We start from the raw sequence: 23,465 nt of genomic DNA, 5'->3' as shown, positions 1-23,465 counted from the left end.
TGCGCCAGCCAGACGGTGTAAATAGCGAAAACTTGACGTGAAGCACGCCACTGCCACTAGCGCGTTGAAACATCTGGAGATATAAATAGAAATCACCTACAGCAAAAAATCACAAGGAATGTGAAGTGCCAGGGTTCTGCCAAGCCTGATACAGGTCAGCACACAGTAGAACCGTCGTTGCAAACATAGGGACCTTTTCAGTGTCTGCCGGGCAGGTCACTGAAGGTGTTTGTTCTGCGTTGGCCTGCCCAAGCGAAGCAGGCCTGAGGTGATGAAATGGACAGGATGACCGGACCTGGCGTACAACCGCCTTTTTTCAAACCACAGCGCCGGGCCATGGCGCTGGAGCAGCGGATCCTGTTCGACGGCGCCGCTGCCGCAGCGGCCGACCAGCAGCACGCTGGCGACGACAACAGCGCGGGCAACAAGGACAGCGCCCTGGCCACCCCCGCCACTCACACCGAAGCTCGCAGCGATGCCCCGGCCCAACCCTCGGCCGCGCGCCACCTGCTGGTGCTCGACAGCCGCATTGAAGGCCGCGAACAACTGCTCGCCCAGCTGCCGGCAGATGTCCAGGTACTGGTGGTCGACAGTCAGCAAGATGGCCTGGCGGCGATTTCCGCAAGCCTGGCGCAACTGGGCCAGGTCGATTCGATCCAGATCCTCTCCCACGGCGCCGCCGGCCAGTTCACCCTCGGCAGCAGCACCCTCAGCGCCGACAATATCGAGCAGTTCGCCACGCCGCTGGGCCAGTGGCGCCAGGCGCTCAGCGAGGGTGCCGATATCCAGCTGTACGGCTGCAAGGTGGGCGAAGGCAGTGCCGGGCGTACCCTGGTCGATGAACTGGCACGCTGGACCGGTGCCGACGTCGGCGCCTCGAGCAACGACAGCGGCAGCGCGCGGCTGGGCGGCGACTGGAACCTGGAGGTGCGCAACGGCAACATCGACCAGGCCATCGCCCTGTCTGCGACAGCCCTGAGCAGCTTCGACAGCCTGCTGGCCAATGCCAGCCCGACCCTGGGCATTTCGTCTGGCGGCTCGGACGTGCTGCTCGGCGGCGCATTCAGCTTTGACCTGACCTTCAGCAACCCCTCAAGCCAGGTCGGCTTCGCGCCCTATATCGACCTGTTCATGCCGGCCACCGGCAAGGATGGCGACGACGGCGTCAGCTTTGTCTCGGCCAGTTATCTTGGCCAGAACGTGCAATCGTATGTGCTTACCTTCGACGCCAATGGCAAGGCCAGCCACCCGCTGGCCAAGGACAGCAGCGGCAACGCACTGATTCTCGATGCCGCCAGCCTGGGATTGCGCGCCGGCGACCAGCTGGTGGTGCTGCAACTGCCGTACGCCAGTGTCTCCCAGGGGCAACCGGGCATCAGCGTGCAGATCAACGCACGCTTGAGCGAACTGGCCGATACCGACTTCTCCAACGGCTCGCCAGACCTGACCATTCGCGCGCGCAGCGGCTTCCAGTTCGGCAACGATGCCCTGGACAACCCGGCCAGTGACCCCTGCCTGGTGGAGGCCAGCCTGCAAAGCTTCGTGGTCCACCCCACGGTGCTGACCCAGACCCAGACCGTCACCACCCCGGAAGGCGAAACCGCGACCGGCCCCAACTACGAACGCACCCTGACCAGCACCGTCACCCCGGCGCCGGGCCAGACCCTGAGCAATGTCGTGGTGACCCAGCCGTTGCCGCCCAATGTCCAGGTCAACGCCATCACCCCCGGCCCCGGCGGCAGCCTGACCTCGATCACCCTGCACGATGGCCGGGTGATTACCGACCCCGCGCAGATCGCCACCCTGATCGCCGCCAGGGACGTGTTCATCGACGCCTACACCGTCACTTATGCCACCCTCAGCGCCGCTACCAGCACCGTGGTGGATTTCTATGTACCGGATGTCGATGCCAACGGCCAGCAGGTCATCGACCCCCTGACCGGCGACGAGCGCACCATCACCGTCGCCGGCGCCACCGTCAGTGGCAACTGGGTGCCGCTCGACCCGCGTGACGTCTCGACTCCGGGAAACGACATCGACTTTACCGCCACCGGCCAGGACACCAACTTTGTTGCCAAGTCGATCACCCTGCTCAAGCAGGTCAGCCTGATCACCGACCTCGGCCAGGCCGGCATCACCCCCGGCGACACCCTGCACTACAGCCTGAACCTGGCGATTTCCGACTATTTTGCCTTCGGCCAGACCCTGTTCCAGCAAGGCCGCTTCGTGGTCGTCGACCAGGTCGGAGATGGCCTGAGCGTCTCCGGCCCGGCCACCCTGACCATCACCTCGGCCGGTCGTACCCAGACCGTGGCGCTGGTGACCGGCACCACGCTCAATGTCGATGGCAGCACCACCTTGACTTTCGACATTGCCCAGTCGCTGCGCAATGCCAACGGCAGCCTCGGCGCCCTGCTGGGCGACCTGGCGTTCCAGGACCTGATCCGCGGCGCCACCACGGCGGTAATCGGCTACAACGCCGTGGTTGCCCAGAGCTACACCACGCCCTACCCGCCGCACAGCGAGATCAACGAAGGCGACAGCCTGGGCAACAATGCCCAGGTCAGTGCAACCCTGATCCAGGATGCCCTCAACCTGACCGGCTACGACCAGAGCGACCGCTCCACTACCACCAGTACCATCCCCACGCGCACCGTGGATATCGAACTGGTGACGGTCAACAACGGCGTGCCGCCGGCCAACGGCGAGCTGCGTCCCGGCGACCTGGTGACGTTCCGCCGGAGTTACGACCTGGTGACCGGCGACTACGAGCAGTTCAAGCTCACCGCCTACCTGCCCTTGCCACTGTTCGACCTGGGCGCCATCAACTGGAGCCAGGGCAACGGTGTCGGCCAGTGGTCGTTCGGTGCTGGCAACAGCAACCCGGACGGCGTCGACAGCGTCACCAGCGGCCCCGGCAACGCGGTAATCTTCGACTTTGGCGACTACACCACGGCGTTGACCAATGGCAGCCGGATCGAGGTGCAGTTCACCCTGCGGGTCGGCGACCAACCCTTCGCCGACCAACGTTCGCTCGACGTCCTGGCGCAATCCAGCCAGCTCACCACCATCGACAACCGGCCGCTGATTTCTTCCGATGTCGCGCTGATTGCCTCGATCGCCGAGCCAGTGCTGGCCCTCACCCACGGCGTGGTGTCCAGCAGCCAGGGCAGCGTCACCGGCACCAGCGGCAGCTGGAAAGCACCGGGCACCAGCGGCGTGCCGTTCAGCGGCCAGATCACCAGCCTGAGCCAGATCGACGGCAACGTCAGCGGCATCGATGGCGGCGACACCCTGCGCCTGGCCACCGCCATCGAGAACACCGGCGGCGGCGGCGCCTTCGACGTGGTCACCGGCATCAGCCTGCCCAATGGCCTGGGCTTTGTCGGCGGCAGCCTGGGCGCCGCCAACCTGCAGGTCTATCGCGGCGATGGCAGCCTGCTGGTGCGTGGCGTTGACTACGAGGTCAACGGCAATCAGATCAGCTTCCTCGACGCCGGCGCCGTGGCCAGCCTGTTGCCCGGGCGCAGCGGGACCGCCGCCGACACCACTGGCGCAGCGGGACCGCCGCCGACACCACTGGCGCCAACATCGTGGTCATCACCTACGACGTCCAGGTCGTCGCCAGCATCGAGGCCGGGCGTACCCTGCAGAGCACCGCGACTCTGAGCAACTATGCCAGCGTCAACGGCGGCAGCGACTTCACCCCCACCGACCTGCAAGACCTGGCCAACCAGCAAGTGGCCACCCCCGAGGTACGCAAGACCTTCGCCGGCGGCAGCCTCGACAACGGCGACTCCAGCGCCAGCCATACCAGCGGCAGCGACCTGGTGGTCGGCGAAAGCATGCTCTACGACATCAAGGTCACCCTGCCCGAAGGCGACACCCGCAACCTGCGCATCGACGACCTGATCCCGCCGGGCCTGCGCCTGGACACCAGCTTCAATGGCGGCCAGGGCTACCAGTTGATCACCACAGTGGCCGGCAGCGCGGCGCTGACCGCCGACTTCAATGGCAGCCTCGGCAGCCAGGCTATCTCAGCCATCGGCGGCAGCCTTGGCGGCGACGGCGTCAGCTTGCGCCTGGCCTTCAGCAATGCCGGCGCAACCGCCGACAACCGCGGCGACAACAACAGCTTTGTCATTCGCGTGCGCCTGACGGTCAGCAACGTCGACGGCAACCAGAGCAACCGTTCCCTGCAAAACAGTGCGCAAATCCACTTCAGCGACCCCGATGGCGATACCGCCAACGGCAGCAACGCCCTTGACCGTACCGTCGCCCTCAGCGGCGGACGGCCGACCGTCACCGTGCGCGAGCCGACCCTGGTGGTGGACATCGCGGCCGACTTCGGCCCGGGCCTGGGCGTCGATGAAGGCCAGCGGGTGCGCTACTTGATCGTCATCAGCAACGGTAGCAGTGCCAGCGACTTCGATGCCTTCGACATTCGCTTTCTCGACAACCTGCCCACGCAACTGAGCAACCTGCAACTGTTGTCGGTGAACTACAGCGGCGCCAGCAACAACGGCGGCGGCGATTTCGAACTGGTCGGCAACCAGTTGCGCAGCGTCAACGGTGCCAACATCGACATCGCCAAGGGCGGGCGAATCTTCATTACCGTGGTCGGCGACGTGAACGCCAGCGCCGCCAGCGTGGCCAGCTTCGACAACCTCGCCAGCGTGCAATGGAGCAGCCTCAATGGCACCGGCAACATCGGTTTCGACCCGGCCGGCGAGCGCACCGGGGCCGATGGCATGCTCAACAGCGGCGTGCTCAACGACTACCAGACCGCGTTCAGTGTTCGTGTGCCGGTCAACCAGGGCGTGGAGATATCCCGGGTCGGCGGCTTGAGCGATAGCGCCGCGCCGAACCCGACCAACAGCGAGCGCGAACAGGTCGCCATCGGCGAAATCATCCGTTACCGGGTGGTGGCGGTACTGGCCCAGGGCAGCACCAGCGACTACAGCCTGCAGGTCACCCTGCAAAACGGCCTGGGGTTTCTCAACGACGGCAACACCCGCATTGCGTTCATTTCCGACCAGGGCATCAGCAGCAGCATCGCCTCGTTGATCAACGGCGGGCAACTGAACATCAATGGCGCACAGAATGCCCAGGAAGCGCAGCCGATCAGCGCCGACCTGCTCGGCGCCGCACCCGGCGGCCTTCTCAATGGCGCACAAATCAGCGTCAGCACCGATGCCAACGGCAACACGGTCATCACCTTTCACCTGGGTGATGTGGTCAACCACGACAATGACCTGGACAAAGAGCTGGTGTCGCTGGAGTTCAACGTACGGGTGCTCAACCAGGCGTCCAACGTCGCCGGCCTGTCGCTGTCGGCGGTTGCCATCGACCAGTCGCGCGGGGTGCAGTTATCGCGCAGCCAGGCGGTTTACGAGGACCTGGTCGAACCGCGCTTCAACAGCCTGGACAAACGCGTGGTCGACTTCGACCCCAACCCCTCGGGCAGCAGTGGCACGGCCACCCTGGCCTTGTCCTTCACCCACACCGGCGGCATTGCCGCCTACGACGCGCAGCTACGCGACAGCTTCCCGACCGGCAGCAGCTACAGCCTGCTCGGCATCGAGCTCAACGGCACGCTGTACACGGCCAGCAACCTGCCGGCGGGGGTGACGTTCGGCACCAGCGGCGGGCTCGGTGTCGACTTTGCCAAGCTCAATGTCGGCGACCAGGTCAAGGTCACCTACCAGGTCACCTTGCCCAACCTGGCCGCAATCGCCAGCAGCAATGCCACTCTGACCTGGACCAGCCTGCCGGAGAGTTTCAACAGCTGGGGCGGCTCCAGCGTCGGCAGCGACGGCAGCGCCGAGGGCGAACGCACCGGCGCTGGCGCCAGCCCCAACACCTATATCCTCAGCGACGCTGCGGGCCTGGGACTTATCCAGGGCACACTCTGGGACGACACCGCCTCGGCCACGACCAGCGCCATCCCCGATGGCCCGGGCCTGGCCGGCCAGACCGTGACCCTGACCTGGGCCGGCCTGGACGGCAACCTCGACAGCAGCGCCGACAACAAGGTGTTTACCACCACCACCGACGCCAATGGCCGTTACCATTTTGGTGTGCTGCCCAGCGGCGTGTTCCGTATCGACGTGCCCAGCGGCACCGTCGCCTTTCCGCAGCCGCTGGGCGAGCTGCGCGTACGCATCGACTCGGATGCCGGCAGCGCGCTGGGGCGCATCGACATCAACCTGGGCGAAGGCAGCAGCGCCAACGCCGACGCCGGCTTCGTGCAGCTCAACGATGCCCCGGTCAACCAGTTGCCCGGCACCCAGAACGGCTTTGAAGACACGCCACTGGCCATCGGCGGCATTCGCGTCAGCGATGTCGATATCGGCAACGGCATCATGGACATCACCCTCAGTGTGCTGCACGGCACCTTGAGCCTGTCTGCCCTGCCCGCCGGGGTTTCGGTGGTGGGCAACGGCAGCGGTACCCTGAGCCTCTCCGGCAACCTCACAGCGCTCAACCAGGCCCTGGCCAATCTGGTCTACCTGGGCAATGCCAACTTCAACGGCATCGATACCCTCACGGTGCTCAGCAACGACCGCGGCGGCTTCGGCGATGGCGACGGCGACGGCCTGCCCGGGCAAAACCCGCAGGACGCGCGCACTGATCAGGACAGCCTGCAGATCATCCTCGCACCGGTCAACGATGCGCCACTGGCAGTTGACGATGCCATCGATGCGGTAGAAGCCGGGGGCACCAATAACCGCCTGCCGGGGGTCAACCCCAGCGGCAACCTGCTGCGCAACGACCAGGATGTCGATATCGCCACCAACGCCGACGTGCTGCGGGTCAGCGCCATCGGCCTCGAAGGCCAGCCGGCGCAGAACCTCGCCTCAGGCAGCGCGGTCGTGATCAGCGGTCGCTACGGCAGCCTGATCGTGTCCTCCAGCGGCGGATTTTTGTACCTGGTCGACAACAACAACGCCGAGGTCCAGGCCCTGCGCCTGGCCGGGCAGACCCTGGTCGAACGCTTCATCTATACCGCCACCGACCTGGCCGGCGCCAGCAGCAGCGCAGCGCTGACGGTTACCGTGCATGGCGCCAACGACACCCCGGTGGCAGTCAATGACGAAGGCATCGCGGTCGAGGCCGGTGGCGTTGCCAACGGCACTGCCGGCAGCGACGCCACCGGCAACGTGCTGAGCAACGACACCGACGTCGATAGCCAGGCCAATGGCGAAGTGCTGAGCGTCACCGGTATCCGTTCGCTGCGCGAGAGTGCGGCCGGCACGATCACCCCGGTAGCCGCCGGTACCACCAGCAGCAACGGTACGCTGCTGGTCGGCAGCTACGGCACCCTGACCATCGGCGCCGATGGCAGTTACCGCTATGTCGTCGACAACAGCAACACGGCGGTGCAGCGCATGGTGCCCGGTGACAGCCTGTTCGAGTATTTCAGCTACCAGGTTACCGACGCCGGCGGCCTGAACGACATCGCCGAGCTGCGCATCACCATCCAGGGCGCCCAGGACAATCCGCTGGCCAGTGACGACCAGGCCGTGGCCCAGGCCGGCTCCGGCCCGAATGCCATCGGCGAGAGCAACCCCCGTGGCAACGTCATCCTCTTCCCCAGCCGCCCGGGCCCGGCCGACCAGCCGGGAGGCAACGGCATCGACCTTGACGTCGACCGCACCGACCGGCCCAACAGCCTGCTGCAGATCAATGGCATCCGCACCGGCAGCGAACTGGCTGGCGGTGCGCTGCTTGCGGTGGCCGGCGGCACCAGTTCGAACGACGGCACCGTGCTGCTCGGCAGCTACGGTGAACTGCGCATCGGCGCCGACGGTTCGTACTTCTACGACGTCGACAGCAGCAACGCGGCGGTGCAGGCCCTGCTTGCCGGCCAGACCCTGAGCGAAGTCTTCACCTATCAGGTGGTCGACAGCAGCGGCCTGACCGACCGGGCGCAACTGGTGATCACCATTCGCGGGGTCAACGACCCGCCCGTGGCCCAGAACCACTACACCGTCGCCATTGAAAGTGGCGGCGTGGCCAACACCAGCGCCGGCTTCAACCCTTCGGGCAATGCTCTGGCGCAGGACACCGACCCCGATGGCGACCCGATCCGGGTGGTTTCGCTGCGCCACGACCAGTTAGGTACCAGTGCCATTCTCGGCCAGGCCTTCCGTGGCCAGTACGGCACCCTGACGCTCAATGCCGACGGCAGCTACACCTACCTGCTGGACAACGACAACGCCCAGGTCCAGGGCTTGCGCGATGCCTCCGACAACCTCCTGGAACGCTTTACCTTCGCCGTCAGCGATGGCACCGCCACCCCGCAGGAAGCCCAGCTGGTGGTACTGATTTTCGGCCGCAACGACAACCCGGTGGCCACCGATGACCAGGCCGAAGCGATCGAGGCCGGCGGCAGCAACAACAGCCTGCCGGGGCGGGACCCAGTGGGCAACGTGCTGACCAACGACAACGATGTCGACAGCCGGCTCAACGGTGAAACCAAAGCCGTGTCCTCGGTGCGCACCGGCAGCAAAACCGCCACCGGCACCGATGGCGTGCTGGGCACCGAGCTGCGCGGCACCTACGGCTGGCTCACGCTCAACGCCGACGGCAGCTACAGCTACCGCCTGGACAACAGCATGGCGGCGGTGCAAGCCCTGCGCAGCAGCAGCGACACCCTCGAGGACAGCTTCAGCTACACGGTAATCGACACCGCCGGCGCCGAAGACCGCGCCACCTTGAGTATCACCATCCGTGGCGCCAACGACGCGCCGCTGGCGCGCAATGACCTGGCCATCGCCGTCGAGGCCGGCGGCCTGAACAACAGCAGCGCCGGGGTCAACCCGAGCGGCAATGTGCTGGACAACGACAGCGATGTCGACGCCTATGGCGAAACCTTGCAGGTCACCCAGCTCAGCCAGGACGGCCGCATCGCCAGCCTGGGCAGCGCCTTCAAAGGCCTGTACGGCACCCTGGTGCTCAACGCCGACGGCAGCTACCACTACGAGCTGGACAACAGCAACCCGCAGGTACAGGCCTTGCGCACCCCCGCCGACCGCCTGCTGGACACCTTCACCTACAGCATCCGCGACCTGGCCGGGGCCACCAGCAGCGCCGTACTGAGCATTCGCATTCATGGCAGCAACGACAACCCGCAGGCCAATGACGACAGCGCCATTGCCATCGAAGCCGGCGGTACGGCCAACGCCACCGCGGGCCTCAACCCGCAAGGCAATGTGCTGGCCAACGACAGCGATGTCGACGCCAATGACCTCAAGCGCGTCGATGGCCTGCGCCTGGGCAGCGAAGCCGCAGACGGCAGCTTCAGCACCATCAATGGCAGCCTGAGCCTCGCCGGCCTGTACGGCACCCTGACGCTCAATGCCGATGGCAGCTATCAGTATGTGGTCAACAACAACCTGGCCGCCGTGCAAGCGCTCAAACCCGGCGAAAGCCTGGTGGAGGTGTTCACCTACCGCATGCATGACCGCGCCGGCGCCAGCGACACCGCACAGTTGCAAGTGCAGGTACGCGGTGCCTGGGACGCGCCGGTGGCCCGCGATGATGGCGCCCTGGCCGTCGCCGAAAGCGCCAGCAGCGCCGGCATCGACCCCAGCGGCAACCTGCTGCCCAACGACAGCGATGTCGATGGCGGCGACCGCCTGGTCGTTACCGGCATCCGCGCCGGCAGCGAAGCCGCCGGTGGCAGCCTGGATGCAGTCAACGACGGCACCGACCTGAGCAACGGCACCTTGATCAACGGCCTCTACGGCCAGTTGATCGTCGGCGCCGACGGCAGCTACATCTATCGCCTGGATTCAAGCAACCCGGTGATCCGGGCGCTGGGGCCGAACCAGTTCATCACCGAGGTGTTCACCTACCAGGTCAGCGACCTGGGCGGGCTGAGCGACCAGGCCCAGCTGACCATCCTCATTCGCGGTCGCAACGACGCACCCCAGGCCCGCGACGACAGCGCCGTGGCCATCGAGGCCGGCGGTTTGAACAACAACCAGCCGGGGCTGAACCCCAGCGGTAATCTGCTGAGCAACGATACCGACGTCGACCACGACATTCTCAGCGTTGCCGCCGTACGCACCGGCGGGCGCCTGGAAGGCGGCACCGCCGGTACCCTCGGCAGTGCCTTGCGCGGCCTTTACGGCGACCTGACGGTGAATGCCGACGGCAGCTGGAGCTATGTGGTGGACAACAGCCTCGCCGCCGTGCAGGCCTTGCGCACCGGCAGCCAGACCCTCAGGGAAGTCTTCACCTACACCGTGGTCGACCGCTTCGGCGGGCAAAGCCAGGCGCAGTTGATCGTTACCCTGCAAGGTCGCAACGACACACCGATTGCCCAGGATGACCACGGCGTGGCCATCGAGGCCGGCGGTGTCGACAACGCCACCCCGGGCCAACCGGCCAGCGGCAACGTGCTCGACAACGACAGCGATGTCGACGGCGTCGAGTACGGCGAAACCCGCCAGGTACTTGAGGTGCGCAACGAAGACGGTAGCGTGGCCCTGGCCGGGCAAGTACTGCAAGGTCGCTACGGGCAACTGCTGCTGGCCAGCGACGGCAGCTATCGCTACCAGCTCGACGACAACAACCCACAGGTCCAGGCCCTGCGCACGGCCGGCGAGACCCTGCGCGAAGTGTTCACCTACCGCATGCGCGATACTGCCGGCGCGCAGTCCGAAGCGCGCCTGCACATCCTCATCCAGGGGGCCAACGACAACCCGGTCGCCCGTGACGACCATGCCGTCGCCAGCGACCAGACCGCCGCCCCGCAAGCCACCGGCAACGTATTGCCCAACGACTCCGACGTGGACGCCGCCGACCAGTTGCAGGTAGTCGGCATTCGCACCGGCAGCGAGGCCGCCACGGGCACCGGCGGCAGTGTTGGCCAGCCGCTGGCAGGGCGCTACGGCACCCTGGTGATCAATGCCGATGGCAGCTACCGCTACCAGATCGACCTGAGCAACCCCGAGGTGCTGGCCGCCGCGGGCCTGGGCCGGGTGTTGCAGGATGTCTTTACCTACACCGTCGGCGACCGGGCCGGGGCTACCGACCTGGCCCAGTTGGTCATCGACCTGGACATCGCCGCGCCGTTCATTCCGGCACCGGCTGGCCCGCACCTGGACAGCGCCGGCCGCGACCGCTTCGGGCGCCTGCCGCTGCCGACGCTGGAACCGGCGATCTTCGTCACGCCGGTGGTCGAGCAGGACGAACGGGACCTGGAGCTGTCCGGTTGGGCAGCCGATGGCAGCGACCTGAGCCTGGGGCGCACCCCCGAAATCCGCAGTGCCACGCTCAAGGCCAGGCTCGGCCTGGTGCCCGGCCAGTTCGTTGCCAGCAGCGTGGCGCAAAGCCGCAACGACAGCGAACAGGACCTGGCCTGGATGCTCGGCCGCCATGGCCGCCTGAACCTGAGTGCCGACGGCCTGCTGGCCGATCCCTCGGTGTTTGCCAGCAGCCGCGACAACCTGACCCGTGGCGACAGCCAGCTCGCCGCAGCGGCCGAAAACCGCACCGCCCCGGGCCTGCGCGCGCAATTGCGCGAGGCCGCGCAGCGCTTGCGCGCCAGCGCCGACCTACCGACCGAACACGCAAGGACCAAGGACTGACCATGCCAAAAGCCCCCCTGAACCTGTTGAGCACCGCCATTGGCTGTGCGTTGCTGCTGGGAGCCTGTTCGGCCATGAAGCCGCATGAGTACAGCAAGGACGAACAGCGTCAGCGAATCGTTGCCGACCAGGCGCAGATGTATGCCGAGCAGGAGCCGGTGACCACCCCCATCACCCTCTATGAAGCCGCCGCGCGCGCCCTCAAGTACAACCTGGATTACCGCCTGAAACTGATGGAAGGCGCGCTGGCCGCTGACCTGCGCGATGTTTCCAGCCACGAGATGTTGCCACGCCTGGTGGCCTCGGCAGGCTACGCCGGGCGCAACAACGACTCCGGCGGCACCTCGATCGGTATCGAAGACCGCGAAGAAAGCCTGCGCGCGTCGACCTCCGAAGAGCGCTACCGCGAACTCTATGGCCTGGGCCTGAGCTGGAGCCTGCTGGACTTCGGCGTCGCCTATTACCGCACCCAGCAGAAAAGCGACCAGATCCTGATGGCCGAGGAGCGTCGGCGCAAGGTGGCGCAAAACGTCCTTCAGGACGTGCGCAACGCCTACTGGCGCGCAGTCGGCGCCCAGCGCCTGATGCCCCAGGTCGACCGACTGCTGGTGCGCACGCACCAGGCCCTGCTCTCGGCACGCCAGGCCGAAGGCAAGGGCTTGCTGCCGCGCCAGGAGGTACTGGCCTATCAACGCGCCCTGCTCGACTCCATCTACCTGCTGACGGTGCGCCGCCAGGACCTGGAGTTCGCCCAGTCGGAACTGGCCGCGCTGATGTCGCTGCCACCGGGCTCGCGCCTGATTCTCGCCGACAGCAGCGAGCCGGCGCTGCCAGTGCTCGATACCGACATTGGCCGGCTGGAGCAGCTGTCGCTGGAAAACCGTCCGGAGATCATGGAAGAGTGGTACCGCAAGCGGGTCAACGAGAACGACCTGAAGATCGCCAAGGCGCAGCTGTGGCCCAACGTCGCCGTCGATGTCGGCTACCGCTACGACTCCAACAAGTACCTGTACAACAGCAACTGGACCGAGACCGGCCTGCAGGTGTCGCTGAACCTGTTGCGCCTGCTGCAGCTGCCGTCCATCAACCGCGCCGCCGAGTCCCAGGGCAAGACCGACGACATGCGCCGGGTGGCGCTGTCGATGGCGATCCTGACCCAGGTACGGGTCGGCACCCTTCGCTATCAGCTGGCGCGCCAGGAAGTGGAATTCGCCGACCAGAGCCTGCGGGTCGACCAGAGCCTGCTCGACTACGCCCAGGCCGCGCGCAACACCACCTACGGCTCGGAACTGGAGCTGATCCGCGCCGAAGGCCGCTACCTGCTTTCGCGTTACCAGCGCGAAGCCGCCTACTCCAGTGCCCAGGCGGCCTGGGGGCGGCTGTACAACTCGGTCGGCCTCAACGTGCTGCCTGAAGAGATCGACAAACACGACATCAAGAGCCTGTCGCAGGCGCTGCAAAAAACCCTGGACACCCAGGAACACCAAAGCCTGCTGCTTAGCCAACAAGGAACCGCCAATGTCGTACGTCGTTGAGCGCCCGCTGCTCGCCCTGCTGATGGCCTGCCTGATGGCGCCGGCCACGGCGCAAGTCAATGCCGGTGACGATGCCAGCGCCATTCGCGTGCTGCTCGCCGCTGACCTGGAAACCACCCTGTCGAGCCAGATGAACGGCACCCTGGGTGAGCTCAAGGCAAGCTTCGGCCAACCGGTTGGCAAGAGCAGCGTGCTGGCCCGCTTCGACTGCGCCGAACCCCAGGCCCGGGCCAAGGTTGCCGGCGCCGAACTGACCATGGCCCGGCAGAACCTCGACGCCAAGCGCAACCTGCGCAAACTCGAGGCGGTGGGCGATCTGGAAGTGGCCATGGCCAGCACCGAGGTTAAAAAAACCGAAGGCGCCCTGGCCCTGGCACAGGCGCAGAACGCCTACTGCCAGGTGCAGGCACCCTTTGCCGGACGGGTCGCCAAGGTGCATGTCAAACCGTTCCAGACCGTGGTGGCGGGTACACCGCTGTTTGACCTGGTCAGCGATGGCGCCCTCAAGGTGCGCCTCAACGTCCCGTCCAACCTGCTGCCCGGGCTCAAGACCGGCAACCCCTTGCAAGTCAGCATCCACGAAACCGGCAAGGCTTACCCGGCGCACCTGAGTGCCATCAATGCGCGGGTCGATGCGGTCGCGCAGACCGTGGAACTGGAAGCGCGCCTGGACGCCGAATACCCGGAACTGATTGCCGGCATGAGTGGCACTGCCACCTTAAGCCCGGCCCATGACTGAACGCCTGCCACCGGCACCGCTGTTGCTGAGCCTGAGCGCCCTGCGTGACCGGGCGCTGGCGGCCGACTCGCTCAACGCCCTGGCGTTCTCCATCGCCAACGACCCCTTCCCCCTCCTGCAGCACCGCCAGGCCCTGGTGTTTGCCCAGCGCGAGCAGACGCTGGAGCTGCTTTGCGTCTCGGGCCTGGCCAAGCCCGCCGAAGATTCGCCCTACCTGGTGTGGCTGCGCCGCGCCAGCCGCTGGCTGGCCGCCCAGGTCACCGATGGCCAGCCGCGCTGGCTGGCCCGTGAAGCCGTCGCGCCGGATGCCGACATTGCCCAGGGTTGGGCCGAGTGGTGGCCGGCCGGTGCCTGGTGCATCCCGCTGAACGACCGCCACGGCACGCGCCTGGGCCTGGTGGTGTACCTGCTGGACAGCCCGCCGACCGGCCTGGCGCCGTTGATGGAAGGTGTCTGGCAGACGTGGGCCCATTGCTGGGCAGGCTTCAGCCGCCAGCCACGGCTGCTGGGCTGGCGACCGAACAAGCGCCAGGTCGGCCTGGCCTTGCTGCTCGGCGCCGGCCTGCTGCTGGTGCCGGTGCGCCAGAGCGCCCTGGCACCGGCTGAGATCGTCTCGCGCCAGGCGCAGAACATCAGCTCGCCGATCGACGGCGTGATCCAGGCCATGCAGGTGCGCCCCAACCAGCCGGTGGAGCAGGATGCGCCCTTGTTCAGCCTGGATGAAACCACTCTGCGCAGCCGTGCCGAAGTACTGGGCAAAGAGCTGGCGGTGGCCGATGCCGAGCTCATGGCCGCCAGCCAGCGTGCCTTCGACAACCCGCAAAGCAAAGGCGAGTTGACCCTGCTCAACGGCCGCGTCCAGCAGCGCCGCGCCGAGCTGGCCGCGGTACAGGCGCAGCTGCAACGTACCCAGGTGCGCTCGCCGCGCGCTGGCGTTGCCGTGTTCAGCGACCCCAACGACTGGCTGGGCAAGCCAGTGGTCACCGGTGAGCGCATCCTGCAGGTCGCCGACCCCAGCCAGCCGGCGATGCGCATCCAGCTGCCGGTGGCCGATGCCATCGCCCTGGAGCCCGGCGCTGAAGTCACCCTGTTCCTCACCGCCTACCCCTTGTCGCCACTCAAGGGCCAGGTACTGGAGACCAGCTACCAGGCCCAGGCCAGTGACGATGGCGTGGTTGCCTATCGCCTGCTGGCGAGCATCGAGGAGGCGCCCGAGCATGCCCGCCTCGGCCTGCACGGCACGGCCAAGCTGTATGGCGAGCGGGTGGTCCTTGGCTATTACCTGCTGCGCCGGCCGATTGCCGCACTGCGGGCCTGGAGCGGCTTGTGATCGCGGCGGCGGCGAGCCTGCCGACCCCCGCCCTGCGCGACGACCTGCGCCTGCATGAAGTGGCACCGGGCAAGGACGGCGAACCGGCCTGGACCCTGCAGGACACGGTGACCAACCGCTTCTACCGGATCGGCTGGCTGGAGTTCGAATGCCTGCTGCGCTGGCAACAGAGCCCGGCACAGATCTGCCAGGACATCCATGCGCGGACCGCACTGCGCCCGGACGTCGAGCAGGTGCTGGAGTTCTGCCAGTTCCTCGACCAGCACCAACTGTTGCGCCCCGGCCCGGAAGCGGTCGGGCGCCTGGCCAGCCGTAGCCAGGGCAATGCCTGGCTGACCTGGCGCTGGTGGCTGCACCACTACCTGTTTTTTCGCGTGCCGCTGCTACATCCAGAGCGTTGGCTGCAACGCCTAGCCGGGCGCCTGGACTGGCTGTTCCAACCCCTGACCGCGGTACTGGTGGTGCTGCTCAGCCTGCTGGGGGTGCTGCTGGTAATCCAGCAGTGGGATACTTTCACCCACGCCCTGGTGGAGTCGTTCTCTACCGCCGGGCTGCTCAGCTTTGCCCTGGCGCTGATTCTGGCCAAGACCCTGCACGAGCTTGGCCATGCCCTGGTGGCAACCCGCCTGGGCCTGCGCGTCGGGCACATGGGCATCGCCTTCGTGGTGCTCTGGCCGATGCTCTACACCGACACCGGCGAGAGCTGGAAACTGCGCCATGCCCGGCAGCGCCTGGCCATCGCCGCCGCCGGCATCGTGACCGAACTGGGCCTGGCCGGCCTCGCCACCCTGGGCTGGGCGCTGTGCGACCCCGGCCCGCTGCGCAACGGCCTGCTGTACCTGGCCACCACCAGCTGGGTGCTGTCGCTGGCCCTCAACGCCAGCCCGTTCATGCGCTTTGACGGCTATTTCATCCTCTGCGACCTGCTCGACTTCCCCAACCTTCACGAACGCTCCTCGGCCCTGGCACGGGTAGCCTTGCGCCGCAGCGTGCTGGGCTTGCCGGAAGCCTGGCCGGAGCCCTTCGCCTCCGGCCCGCGGCGGGCCCTGATCGCCTTTGCCATCGCCACCTGGCTGTACCGCCTGGTGCTGTTTCTGGGGATCGCCGTGGCGGTCTACCTGCTGTTCTTCAAACTGCTCGGGATCATTTTGTTCATCGTGGAAATTTCCTGGTTCATCCTCATGCCGGTCGGGCGCGAAATGAAAGCCTGGTGGCAGCGTCGCAAGCTGGTCAGCAACGCCCGACGCTACAGCCTGTGGCTGCTGGCGGGGTTACTGCTGTTGCTGCTGGCGCTCCCCTGGCGCAGCCATGTCCAGGCGATCGGCGTCGCCCGCGCCGAACAGCAACTGCGCGTCTATGCCCCTACCCGGCGCGCTTGCAAGCCGTGCACCCCAGTGGCGTGGTCGAAGCCGGCAGCACCCTGGTCAGCCTTGAGGAACCGGACATCAGCTCACGGATGAACAGCAGCGAAGCCAGCCTCAAAGGCTATCAGGCACGCCTGAACGGCCTGCTTGCCGACCCGGCCGGCCTCAGTGAAGACCTGGCCACCCGCCAGCGCCTCAACGTACAACTGGAAACCCGCCGCGCCGCCCGCCTGGAAATCGACCGCCTGCAACTGCAGGCGCCGTTTCGCGGGCGCTGGCTGGACCTTGACCCGGACTGGCGACCCGGCCAGTGGCTCAACAGCCGCCAGGCTATCGGCGTGCTGGTCGACCCCAGTCGCTGGCAGGTCGATGCCTATGTCGAGCAGGACGAGGTGCAGCGCCTGAGCCCAGGTGCTGCGGTGCGCTTCTACCCCGAAGGCGAGGCCAGCGCGATAGTCGGCAAGCTGGTGGCGATCGGCACTACCCGCGCCAGCCAGTTAGCCCATCCAATGCTCGCGGCGCGCTTTGGTGGCCCGCTGAACACCTCGGCAAAAAGCCAGGAGCTGATCCCGACCCCGGCGCTGTTCCATGTTCTGGTGCAACTTGAACAGGCGCCGCCACACCTGGCGCAAACCCGCGGGCGCCTGCAGATCGAAGCTGCCCGGCGCAGCCTTCTAGGCGAGGGGCTGATCCACCTGGCGGCGATTGCCCTGCGCGAAAGCGGCTTCTGAATCGGCGCCAACGTGACTCGTGCATGCCTGTTCCAGTCCCATGAGAGTGCCCTCATGGCACTGCAACAGCAGACAACCACAACAATACGGTCTGACCCGCATGCACGCCCAACGCACCGCCTTGCACAACGAGTTGCACGCCCGCCCGTCGCTGTATTTCGATGAGCCCGCGCATGTTTTCCACCTGGCGTTTCTCGGCGCCGATGCCGACTGCAATGCCCTGTTGCAGCGTTGCTGCCCGGGCGCCTTCGAGCCCGATGCCGCCCAGGGCATCACCACGCTGGACGGCCATCCGTTCAAATGGGAGCGCCATTCCGAGTTCTTCACCCTGACCCTGGTAGTGCCCGCCGCCAGCGCCGAGCTGCACTGGAGCACTTTGCCCGCCGCCCTGGCTGCAGGTGTGGAGCCCTACCGTGAGCAGATGATCAACTCGGTGCAGGTGCTGGTGCGCGATGAACACAACCTCGACCTCAGCCGTTACGGTTTCAAGGACCCCAGCGGCTCATGCGTGGGCGGTGGCGATGCCGTGGTGTGGAGTGATTTTCGCCTGACTGCCGATGGCACCAACCGCTTCCTGTTCATCAACCGCCGGCTCAATGCCTACCGCCAGGGGCGCATGATCCGCCGCCTGCTGGAGATCGAGACCTACCGGATGATGGCGTCTTTGTCGCTGACCGCCGCCAAGGCCCTGGGCCCGCAACTGGACGCCTATGACCGCAAACTGGTGAGCCTGTCGGAGCGTAACGTCAGCAGCGACGGCGGCAATGCCAAGGCGCTGCTGGCCGATATCGCCCAGTTGTCGCGCCAGGTGGTCGGCAGCACGGTCAAGCACCGCCACCGTTTCAGCGCCACCCAGGCCTATGCGCAACTGGTGTTCGAGCGCCTGGGCGAGTTGCGCGAGAGCCATGTCGGCGATTGCCAGCGCCTGGGGGTGTTCATCGAGCGGCGCTTCAAGCCCACCGTGCGTTACTGCGCGGCCAGCGAGCAGCGTCTGGAGCACCTGGCCGAAAGCGTCGCCAACCTCGGCGACCTGTTGCAGGCGCGGGTGCAGGTGGAGATGGAAGAACAGAACGCCGAGATCCTGCGCAGCCTCAACGCCCGCGCCGACACCCAGATCAGAATCCAGCGGGCAGTCGAAGGCCTGTCGATCATCGCCATCAGCTACTACCTGCTGAGCCTGTTCAAGCTCTTTTATGCCGGCCTGCACACCCTCGGCGCACAGATCACTGCCCGCGAAGCGCTGCTGGGCATGGCGCCGGTGGTGATATTGACCCTGCTGGTGATTTTGCTACGGATCAGGAAAGCCAAGGCGCATTGACGCCCGGGCCCGGGCTGCTCAGGCCCGGGTGATCAAACCCTGGCGGGCGACGCGGGTCAGGTGGCCGATAACTTCGGCAGCGTCGTCGGCGCTGGGCGACTGGATCACGGCGAGATCGAAACGGTCGTTGGCAAACTGGCCAAGGGAATCGCGGCTGTCGGCGAACTGGATAAGGAAGGCAGTGTTGCGGCTGTTGCGACGCGGCCAGCCGTCAAGGTAGCGCAGGAGGGTTGGCTGATGGCTGCCGCCCAGAAGAATACGCGGCGTGCGCGTGCCCTGGCTGGCGGGCAACGGGGTCAGGCAAACACTGGAACGTGGACAACTCATGGGGTTAGATCTCCGCCTCGCAAAACCCGCTGGGCTGCGGTGGGAGGCGTCACCGAACCAGCGTTTTAGCGGTATTTGGTGAAACCCCCGAAGAGGTAACCCTGCGCCCCGCAAGTAGCTGTTTAAATCGGCGCAAGTCAGCATCCTAGAGGCGCTGCGGGTGGAATGTCAATATGTGCCCTGCGCAGTCGTCGTACCCACAAAGCAAGAGCGAAGCGAATTGTGCTCTTGATCTTGATCTGCTTTTGATCTTGATCCACCGGCCCCGTTAACCAGAAGGGCCGAGCGCAGGTGTTGCGAAGGGGCGAGTGCGCAGCACCTTCGGCGATAGCCGAAGTTGCGAAACGTAGAGTTGCTTGCAACTCGTAGTTCGCAATGCCCCGTAGCGACACCGGAGCGAGGGGGCCCGAAGCGCAGCGCAGGGCCCCTGGTGGGGCAAGAATTTTTGCTTACTTTTTTTTCGACTGAAAAAAGTAAGGCGCCGTAAGGGCGCAAAGGTGACTCAGCATCCCCGCCCCATCCGGATCTCCCTGAACCCTAATGAGCGACACCACCCCTACTTGCGCCCATTACCTTTCCCCCCTTTGGGCTCCAGCGAAGCCCGCTCCCGATCAAACGCCAGGAAGTACTTGTTGACACTGTTCACATAGCTCACCGGCCCCATGCCCACCTGCTCCATGGCAATGCGCTCGGTCTGGAAAAACCACTGATTACCATTGAGCCCCCGCCGCCGGGCCTCGGCGCGCATCGCCTGGACCCGCTCCGGCCCCAGGTTGTAGGCCGCCAGAGTAAAGGCCATGCGCTCACGCTCGTTGAGCTGGTTACTGGCAAAGAACTTGCGCCGGATCAGCGCCATATAGCGGGCGCTGGCCTGAACATTGCCATCGACATTGGAAATATTGCTCACCCCGACCCGCTGGGCGGCACTGGGAGTGATCTGCATCAGCCCGTGGGCGCCACCGGCGCCGCGCGCGCTCGGGTCAAGGGAAGACTCCTTGAAGGCCACCGCCGCCAGGTTCAGCCAATCGATATTCTGTGCGCTGGCATGGCGCTGCAACACCGGCCGCAGGGCCTCCAGGCGCTTGCGGTCGCTACGCGCCAACGGGTTGTGCACCCGGTACAGGCGCCGGTAGATCCGCTCGAACGCTGCGTCCTGGTTGGCCGGCGCCTTGTAGCCCTGCAAAAAACGATCGACGCTGGCGTGCAGCATCACCGCATCCCGGCGCACGTACCAGCGCATGGCCTCGGGGCTGGCCAGGTGCAGTTTGCGCTCGACCCGCAGCTTGGGCATGACCTTGGCCCAGCGTTCGGCAATCGGCTGCTCGACCACGGTCAGGTGAAAGATCCCGGCCTGGACCATCTCCAGCACGTCTTCCACGGCCAGCGTCGGGTCGACCCACTCGACCTTGATCGGCGCAAGCTTACGCAGGGCCAGTTTCTGGTTAATCTCGTGCAGGGTATCGCCGGCCGCGCTGGAGCTGGTCAGCGCCAGGGTACGCCCGGACAACTGCTCGACGCGCTGGACGCTGCGCTCGCCCTTGCGCCCGACCAGCACCAGCGGCACCTTGTCGACTACCGGGTCGCTGGCGCTGAGACCGCGGGTAGAGGTCGGGTCGACCAGCTCGCCAGGCGCCACCAGGTCGGCTTCGCCGCGCTGCAAGGCGGCCAGCAACTGGTCTTTGGCGCGAGGGATGATCTTCAGGCGGATTTCCTCGCCATCGCGGGCGCGGGCATTGAGGTAATGCTCGAACGCGCGCAGGCGGTGATACTCGACCCCCACCGGCTCGCCCTTGACTTCACCGGAGCTGTTGCGGCTCTGGTTGACCAGCACCTTCAGTACCCGGCTGCTGCGGATTTGCGCAAGGTCGCGCGCCGGGGTCTTGGGCACCGCCTGTTGCGGCCCGGCCAGACGCGCGCTGGCCGGCCCGGCAGGCAGCAGCGAGAAGCTCAGCACGATCAACAAAAACAGCGCTCGGGTCATCCGTTGCGAGGTCCGCGCGTGTGGGGTTGGCGCCATAGTTTGCAGTCGTTCCATGACAATTGACCGCAAAAGACCACGACAACTCGTTGAAGTTCTTGGCTTTATCGATTTCGGTCGAGCTTTGTTATGCTGGCCGGCTTCCGGCCTGAGGTAGCACCATGCAACTCATCGACATCGGCGTCAATCTGACCAACCCAAGTTTTGCCGACAAACACCAGGCAATTCTCGAACGCGCCCTGGCCGCCGGGGTGGTGCAGATGATGGTCACCGGCACCAGCCTTGAGGGCAGCGAACAGGCCCTGGAGCTGTGCCAGCAACTCGATGAAAGCGCCCAGCACCTGTTCAGCACCGCAGGCGTGCACCCCCATGACGCCAGCAGCTGGAGCAGTGCCAGCAGCCGTCAGCTGCGGGCCTTGCTTGAACAGCCGCGGGTGCAGGCGGTGGGTGAATGCGGGCTGGATTTCAACCGCGATTTTTCGCCGCGCCCGCAGCAGGAAAAGGCCCTGGAAGAACAGCTGGCCCTGGCGGTCGAGTTGCAGATGCCGGTGTTCCTCCACGAGCGCGACGCCAGCGAACGCCTGCTGGCGATCCTCAAGGACTTTCGCGACCGCCTGCCGGCAGCGGTAGTGCACTGCTTTACCGGCGAGCGCGCAGCGTTGTTCGGCTACCTGGACCTGGACCTGCACATCGGCATCACCGGCTGGATCTGCGACGAGCGCCGCGGCACCCACCTGCACCCGCTGGTCAGCAGCATCCCCCAAGGCCGCCTGATGCTCGAAAGCGATGCGCCCTACCTGCTGCCGCGCAGCCTGCGGCCCAAACCGAAAAGCGGGCGCAACGAACCGGCGTTCCTCACCGAAGTGCTGCGTGAAGTGGCCCTGCACCGTGGCGAAAGCGTCGAGCAACTGGCCGCCCACAGCACCGCCACGGCACGGGCCTTCTTTAACCTGCCCGCGATTATTTGACGCATATCAAAACGTCTTGATGATCGAGTCGGCACAATGATGGCACCTTGCCAACAATGTTTCCGCTCAATCAGAGAAGACCTACCATGGGTGCCTGGCTTAGCAATATCTCCCTGAAATACAAGTTCTGGGCCGTGAACGCGGTCGCCTTTGTCACTACGTTGTTCCTGGTGCTGTATGCCGTGCACCTGGAACAACAGGCGCGGGCCCAGACCGCCCAAAGCAAAGCTGAAGCCGAGGCGCAGTTGCTGGCCGCCTGGCCTGCCGGGCAAACTTTGCCGAGCAACGCCCTGTGGCTGACCTACAGCCCCGGCCAGGTATCGCAATTTGAAGGGCAAAGCCTCGATGCACTGGCCACTGCCCAAGGCTGGGTCGAACTCGAAGGCTTGCCGTTGCTGGGCGAGAACCCTTTGACCGGCGCCCAGGTGATCAGCCGCGGTGACCAGCAGATTGCCGTACTCGCCCCCTCCCCCAGCCTGATCCAGGTGTTCACCGACCGCTTCACCAACTACGCCGTGTGCGTACTGATCCTGATGCTGGCGATGCTCTGTGCCTCGCAATTGTTGATCCGCTTTCTGCTCAGCCAGCTCAACACCCTCAAGGATGTGATGCTGCACGTGGAAAAAACCGGCGACCTGTCGGCCCGCGTGCCGCTGGCCTGTGGCGATGAGGTCGGGCAGATGGCCAGCGCCTTCAATGCCATGCAGACCACCTACCACCGGGTGGTCAACACCGTCGCGCGCACTGCCGCGCAGCTGGATTCCGGCGCCGCGCGCCTGGCCGCGAGCATGAACGATGTGCGCCACGGCATGCTCGGCCAACAGAGCGAAACCGACCAGGCCGCCACCGCCATCAACGAAATGACCGCCACGGTCTACCACATTGCCCAGCACGCCGGCGCCACCCGCGACCTGTCGCAGAGCGCCGACTCCCTGGCCGGCAGTGGCCAGGAGGTGGTCAGCCGGGTGCAGACCTCGATTGCCGGGCTGTCCAGCGGCGTGCAGCAGACCGCCGAGATGATTCGCCAACTGGCCGACGACAGCCAGAAGATCAACGGCGTGGTCGGGGTGATCCACAGCATTGCCGAACAGACCAACCTTTTGGCCCTCAACGCTGCCATCGAGGCCGCCCGTGCCGGTGACCTGGGCCGCGGCTTTGCCGTGGTCGCCGACGAGGTGCGCAACCTGGCCAAGCGCGTACAGGCCTCCACCGACGAAATCACCACCATGGTCTCGGCACTGCAGGCCGGTACCCGCGACGCCGTGGACTTCATGCAGGAAAGCTCGTTCAAGGCTGACGACTGCGTGCAGCAGGCCCAGGAAGCCGGCGCTGCCCTGGCGGAAATCACCAGCGCGGTGGCACAGATGCGCGAAAGCAACACGCAAATTGCCGTGGCCGCCGAGCAGCAAAGCCAGGTGGCCGAAGAAATGAACCGGGCAGTGGTAAGCATCCGCGATGTGACCGAAGAGACCGTACAGCAGACTGTCGACTCGGCCACCACCAGCAGCGAGCTGGCGACCCTGGCCGGTGAGCTGAACAAGGCCATCGGTCAGCTCAAGCTATAGGCGTCAT

At 65.9% G+C, this 23,465-nt stretch carries 10 protein-coding genes and 1 pseudogene; 9 read left to right on the top strand and 2 right to left on the bottom strand.

The window, feature by feature from the left end; translation table 11 throughout:
- The first annotated feature begins 276 nt into the window (after nt 1-276).
- From BLR26_RS27470 to BLR26_RS12450, 7 genes and pseudogenes are all read left to right on the top strand, one after another.
- Complete coding sequence (locus BLR26_RS27470) at nt 277-3,669, top strand: DUF4347 domain-containing protein (protein ID WP_256326712.1); 3,393 nt, start codon at nt 277-279, stop codon at nt 3,667-3,669.
- Nucleotides 3,594-11,603, top strand: a complete 8,010-nt coding sequence (locus BLR26_RS12475; protein ID WP_256326711.1) for a VCBS domain-containing protein — start codon at nt 3,594-3,596, stop codon at nt 11,601-11,603. Before BLR26_RS27470 ends, BLR26_RS12475 begins: the two co-directional genes overlap by 76 nt.
- Nucleotides 11,604-11,605: 2 nt before the next feature.
- Nucleotides 11,606-13,138: a TolC family protein gene (locus tag BLR26_RS12470; RefSeq protein WP_045194770.1), complete on the top strand. Its 1,533-nt coding sequence runs from the start codon at nt 11,606-11,608 to the stop codon at nt 13,136-13,138.
- Nucleotides 13,122-13,877, top strand: a complete 756-nt coding sequence (locus BLR26_RS12465) for an efflux RND transporter periplasmic adaptor subunit (RefSeq protein WP_045194772.1) — start codon at nt 13,122-13,124, stop codon at nt 13,875-13,877. The genes BLR26_RS12470 and BLR26_RS12465 overlap by 17 nt, the downstream gene beginning before the upstream one ends.
- The gene (locus BLR26_RS12460; RefSeq protein ID WP_045194774.1) at nt 13,870-15,207 is read left to right on the top strand and encodes an efflux RND transporter periplasmic adaptor subunit; all 1,338 of its coding nucleotides are present in this window, start codon (nt 13,870-13,872) and stop codon (nt 15,205-15,207) included. The genes BLR26_RS12465 and BLR26_RS12460 overlap by 8 nt, the downstream gene beginning before the upstream one ends.
- A pseudogene (locus tag BLR26_RS12455) lies at nt 15,207-17,302 on the top strand (HlyD family efflux transporter periplasmic adaptor subunit). Before BLR26_RS12460 ends, BLR26_RS12455 begins: the two are co-directional and overlap by 1 nt.
- 100 nt (nt 17,303-17,402) lie before the next feature.
- Nucleotides 17,403-18,620, top strand: coding sequence for a DUF3422 domain-containing protein (locus BLR26_RS12450; RefSeq protein WP_093380968.1), 1,218 nt, complete (start codon nt 17,403-17,405; stop codon nt 18,618-18,620).
- A gap of 18 nt (nt 18,621-18,638) precedes the next feature.
- Here the strand turns inward: BLR26_RS12450 and BLR26_RS12445 are convergent, their stop codons facing one another.
- Both BLR26_RS12445 and BLR26_RS12440 read right to left on the bottom strand, forming a co-directional pair.
- Nucleotides 18,639-18,947: a hypothetical protein gene (locus BLR26_RS12445; RefSeq protein ID WP_045194777.1), complete on the bottom strand. Its 309-nt coding sequence runs from the start codon at nt 18,945-18,947 to the stop codon at nt 18,639-18,641.
- 556 nt (nt 18,948-19,503) lie between these two features.
- Complete coding sequence (locus BLR26_RS12440; protein WP_093380966.1) at nt 19,504-20,928, bottom strand: MltF family protein; 1,425 nt, start codon at nt 20,926-20,928, stop codon at nt 19,504-19,506.
- Between the two features lie 158 nt (nt 20,929-21,086).
- Here BLR26_RS12440 and BLR26_RS12435 point away from each other — a divergent pair, with 158 nt between their 5' ends.
- Both BLR26_RS12435 and BLR26_RS12430 read left to right on the top strand, forming a co-directional pair.
- The gene (locus BLR26_RS12435) at nt 21,087-21,893 is read left to right on the top strand and encodes a TatD family hydrolase (protein WP_045194781.1); all 807 of its coding nucleotides are present in this window, start codon (nt 21,087-21,089) and stop codon (nt 21,891-21,893) included.
- An 86-nt stretch (nt 21,894-21,979) separates the two neighbouring features.
- On the top strand, nt 21,980-23,458 hold the full coding sequence (locus BLR26_RS12430) for a methyl-accepting chemotaxis protein (protein WP_093380964.1): 1,479 nt from the start codon (nt 21,980-21,982) through the stop codon (nt 23,456-23,458).
- Nucleotides 23,459-23,465 lie beyond the last annotated feature (7 nt).

This window comes from Pseudomonas sp. UC 17F4 (assembly GCF_900101695.1).
Taxonomy (GTDB): Bacteria; Pseudomonadota; Gammaproteobacteria; order Pseudomonadales; family Pseudomonadaceae; genus Aquipseudomonas.
Note: the sequence above shows the minus strand (reverse complement) of the source record. Positions and strands in the feature narration are given on the sequence as shown.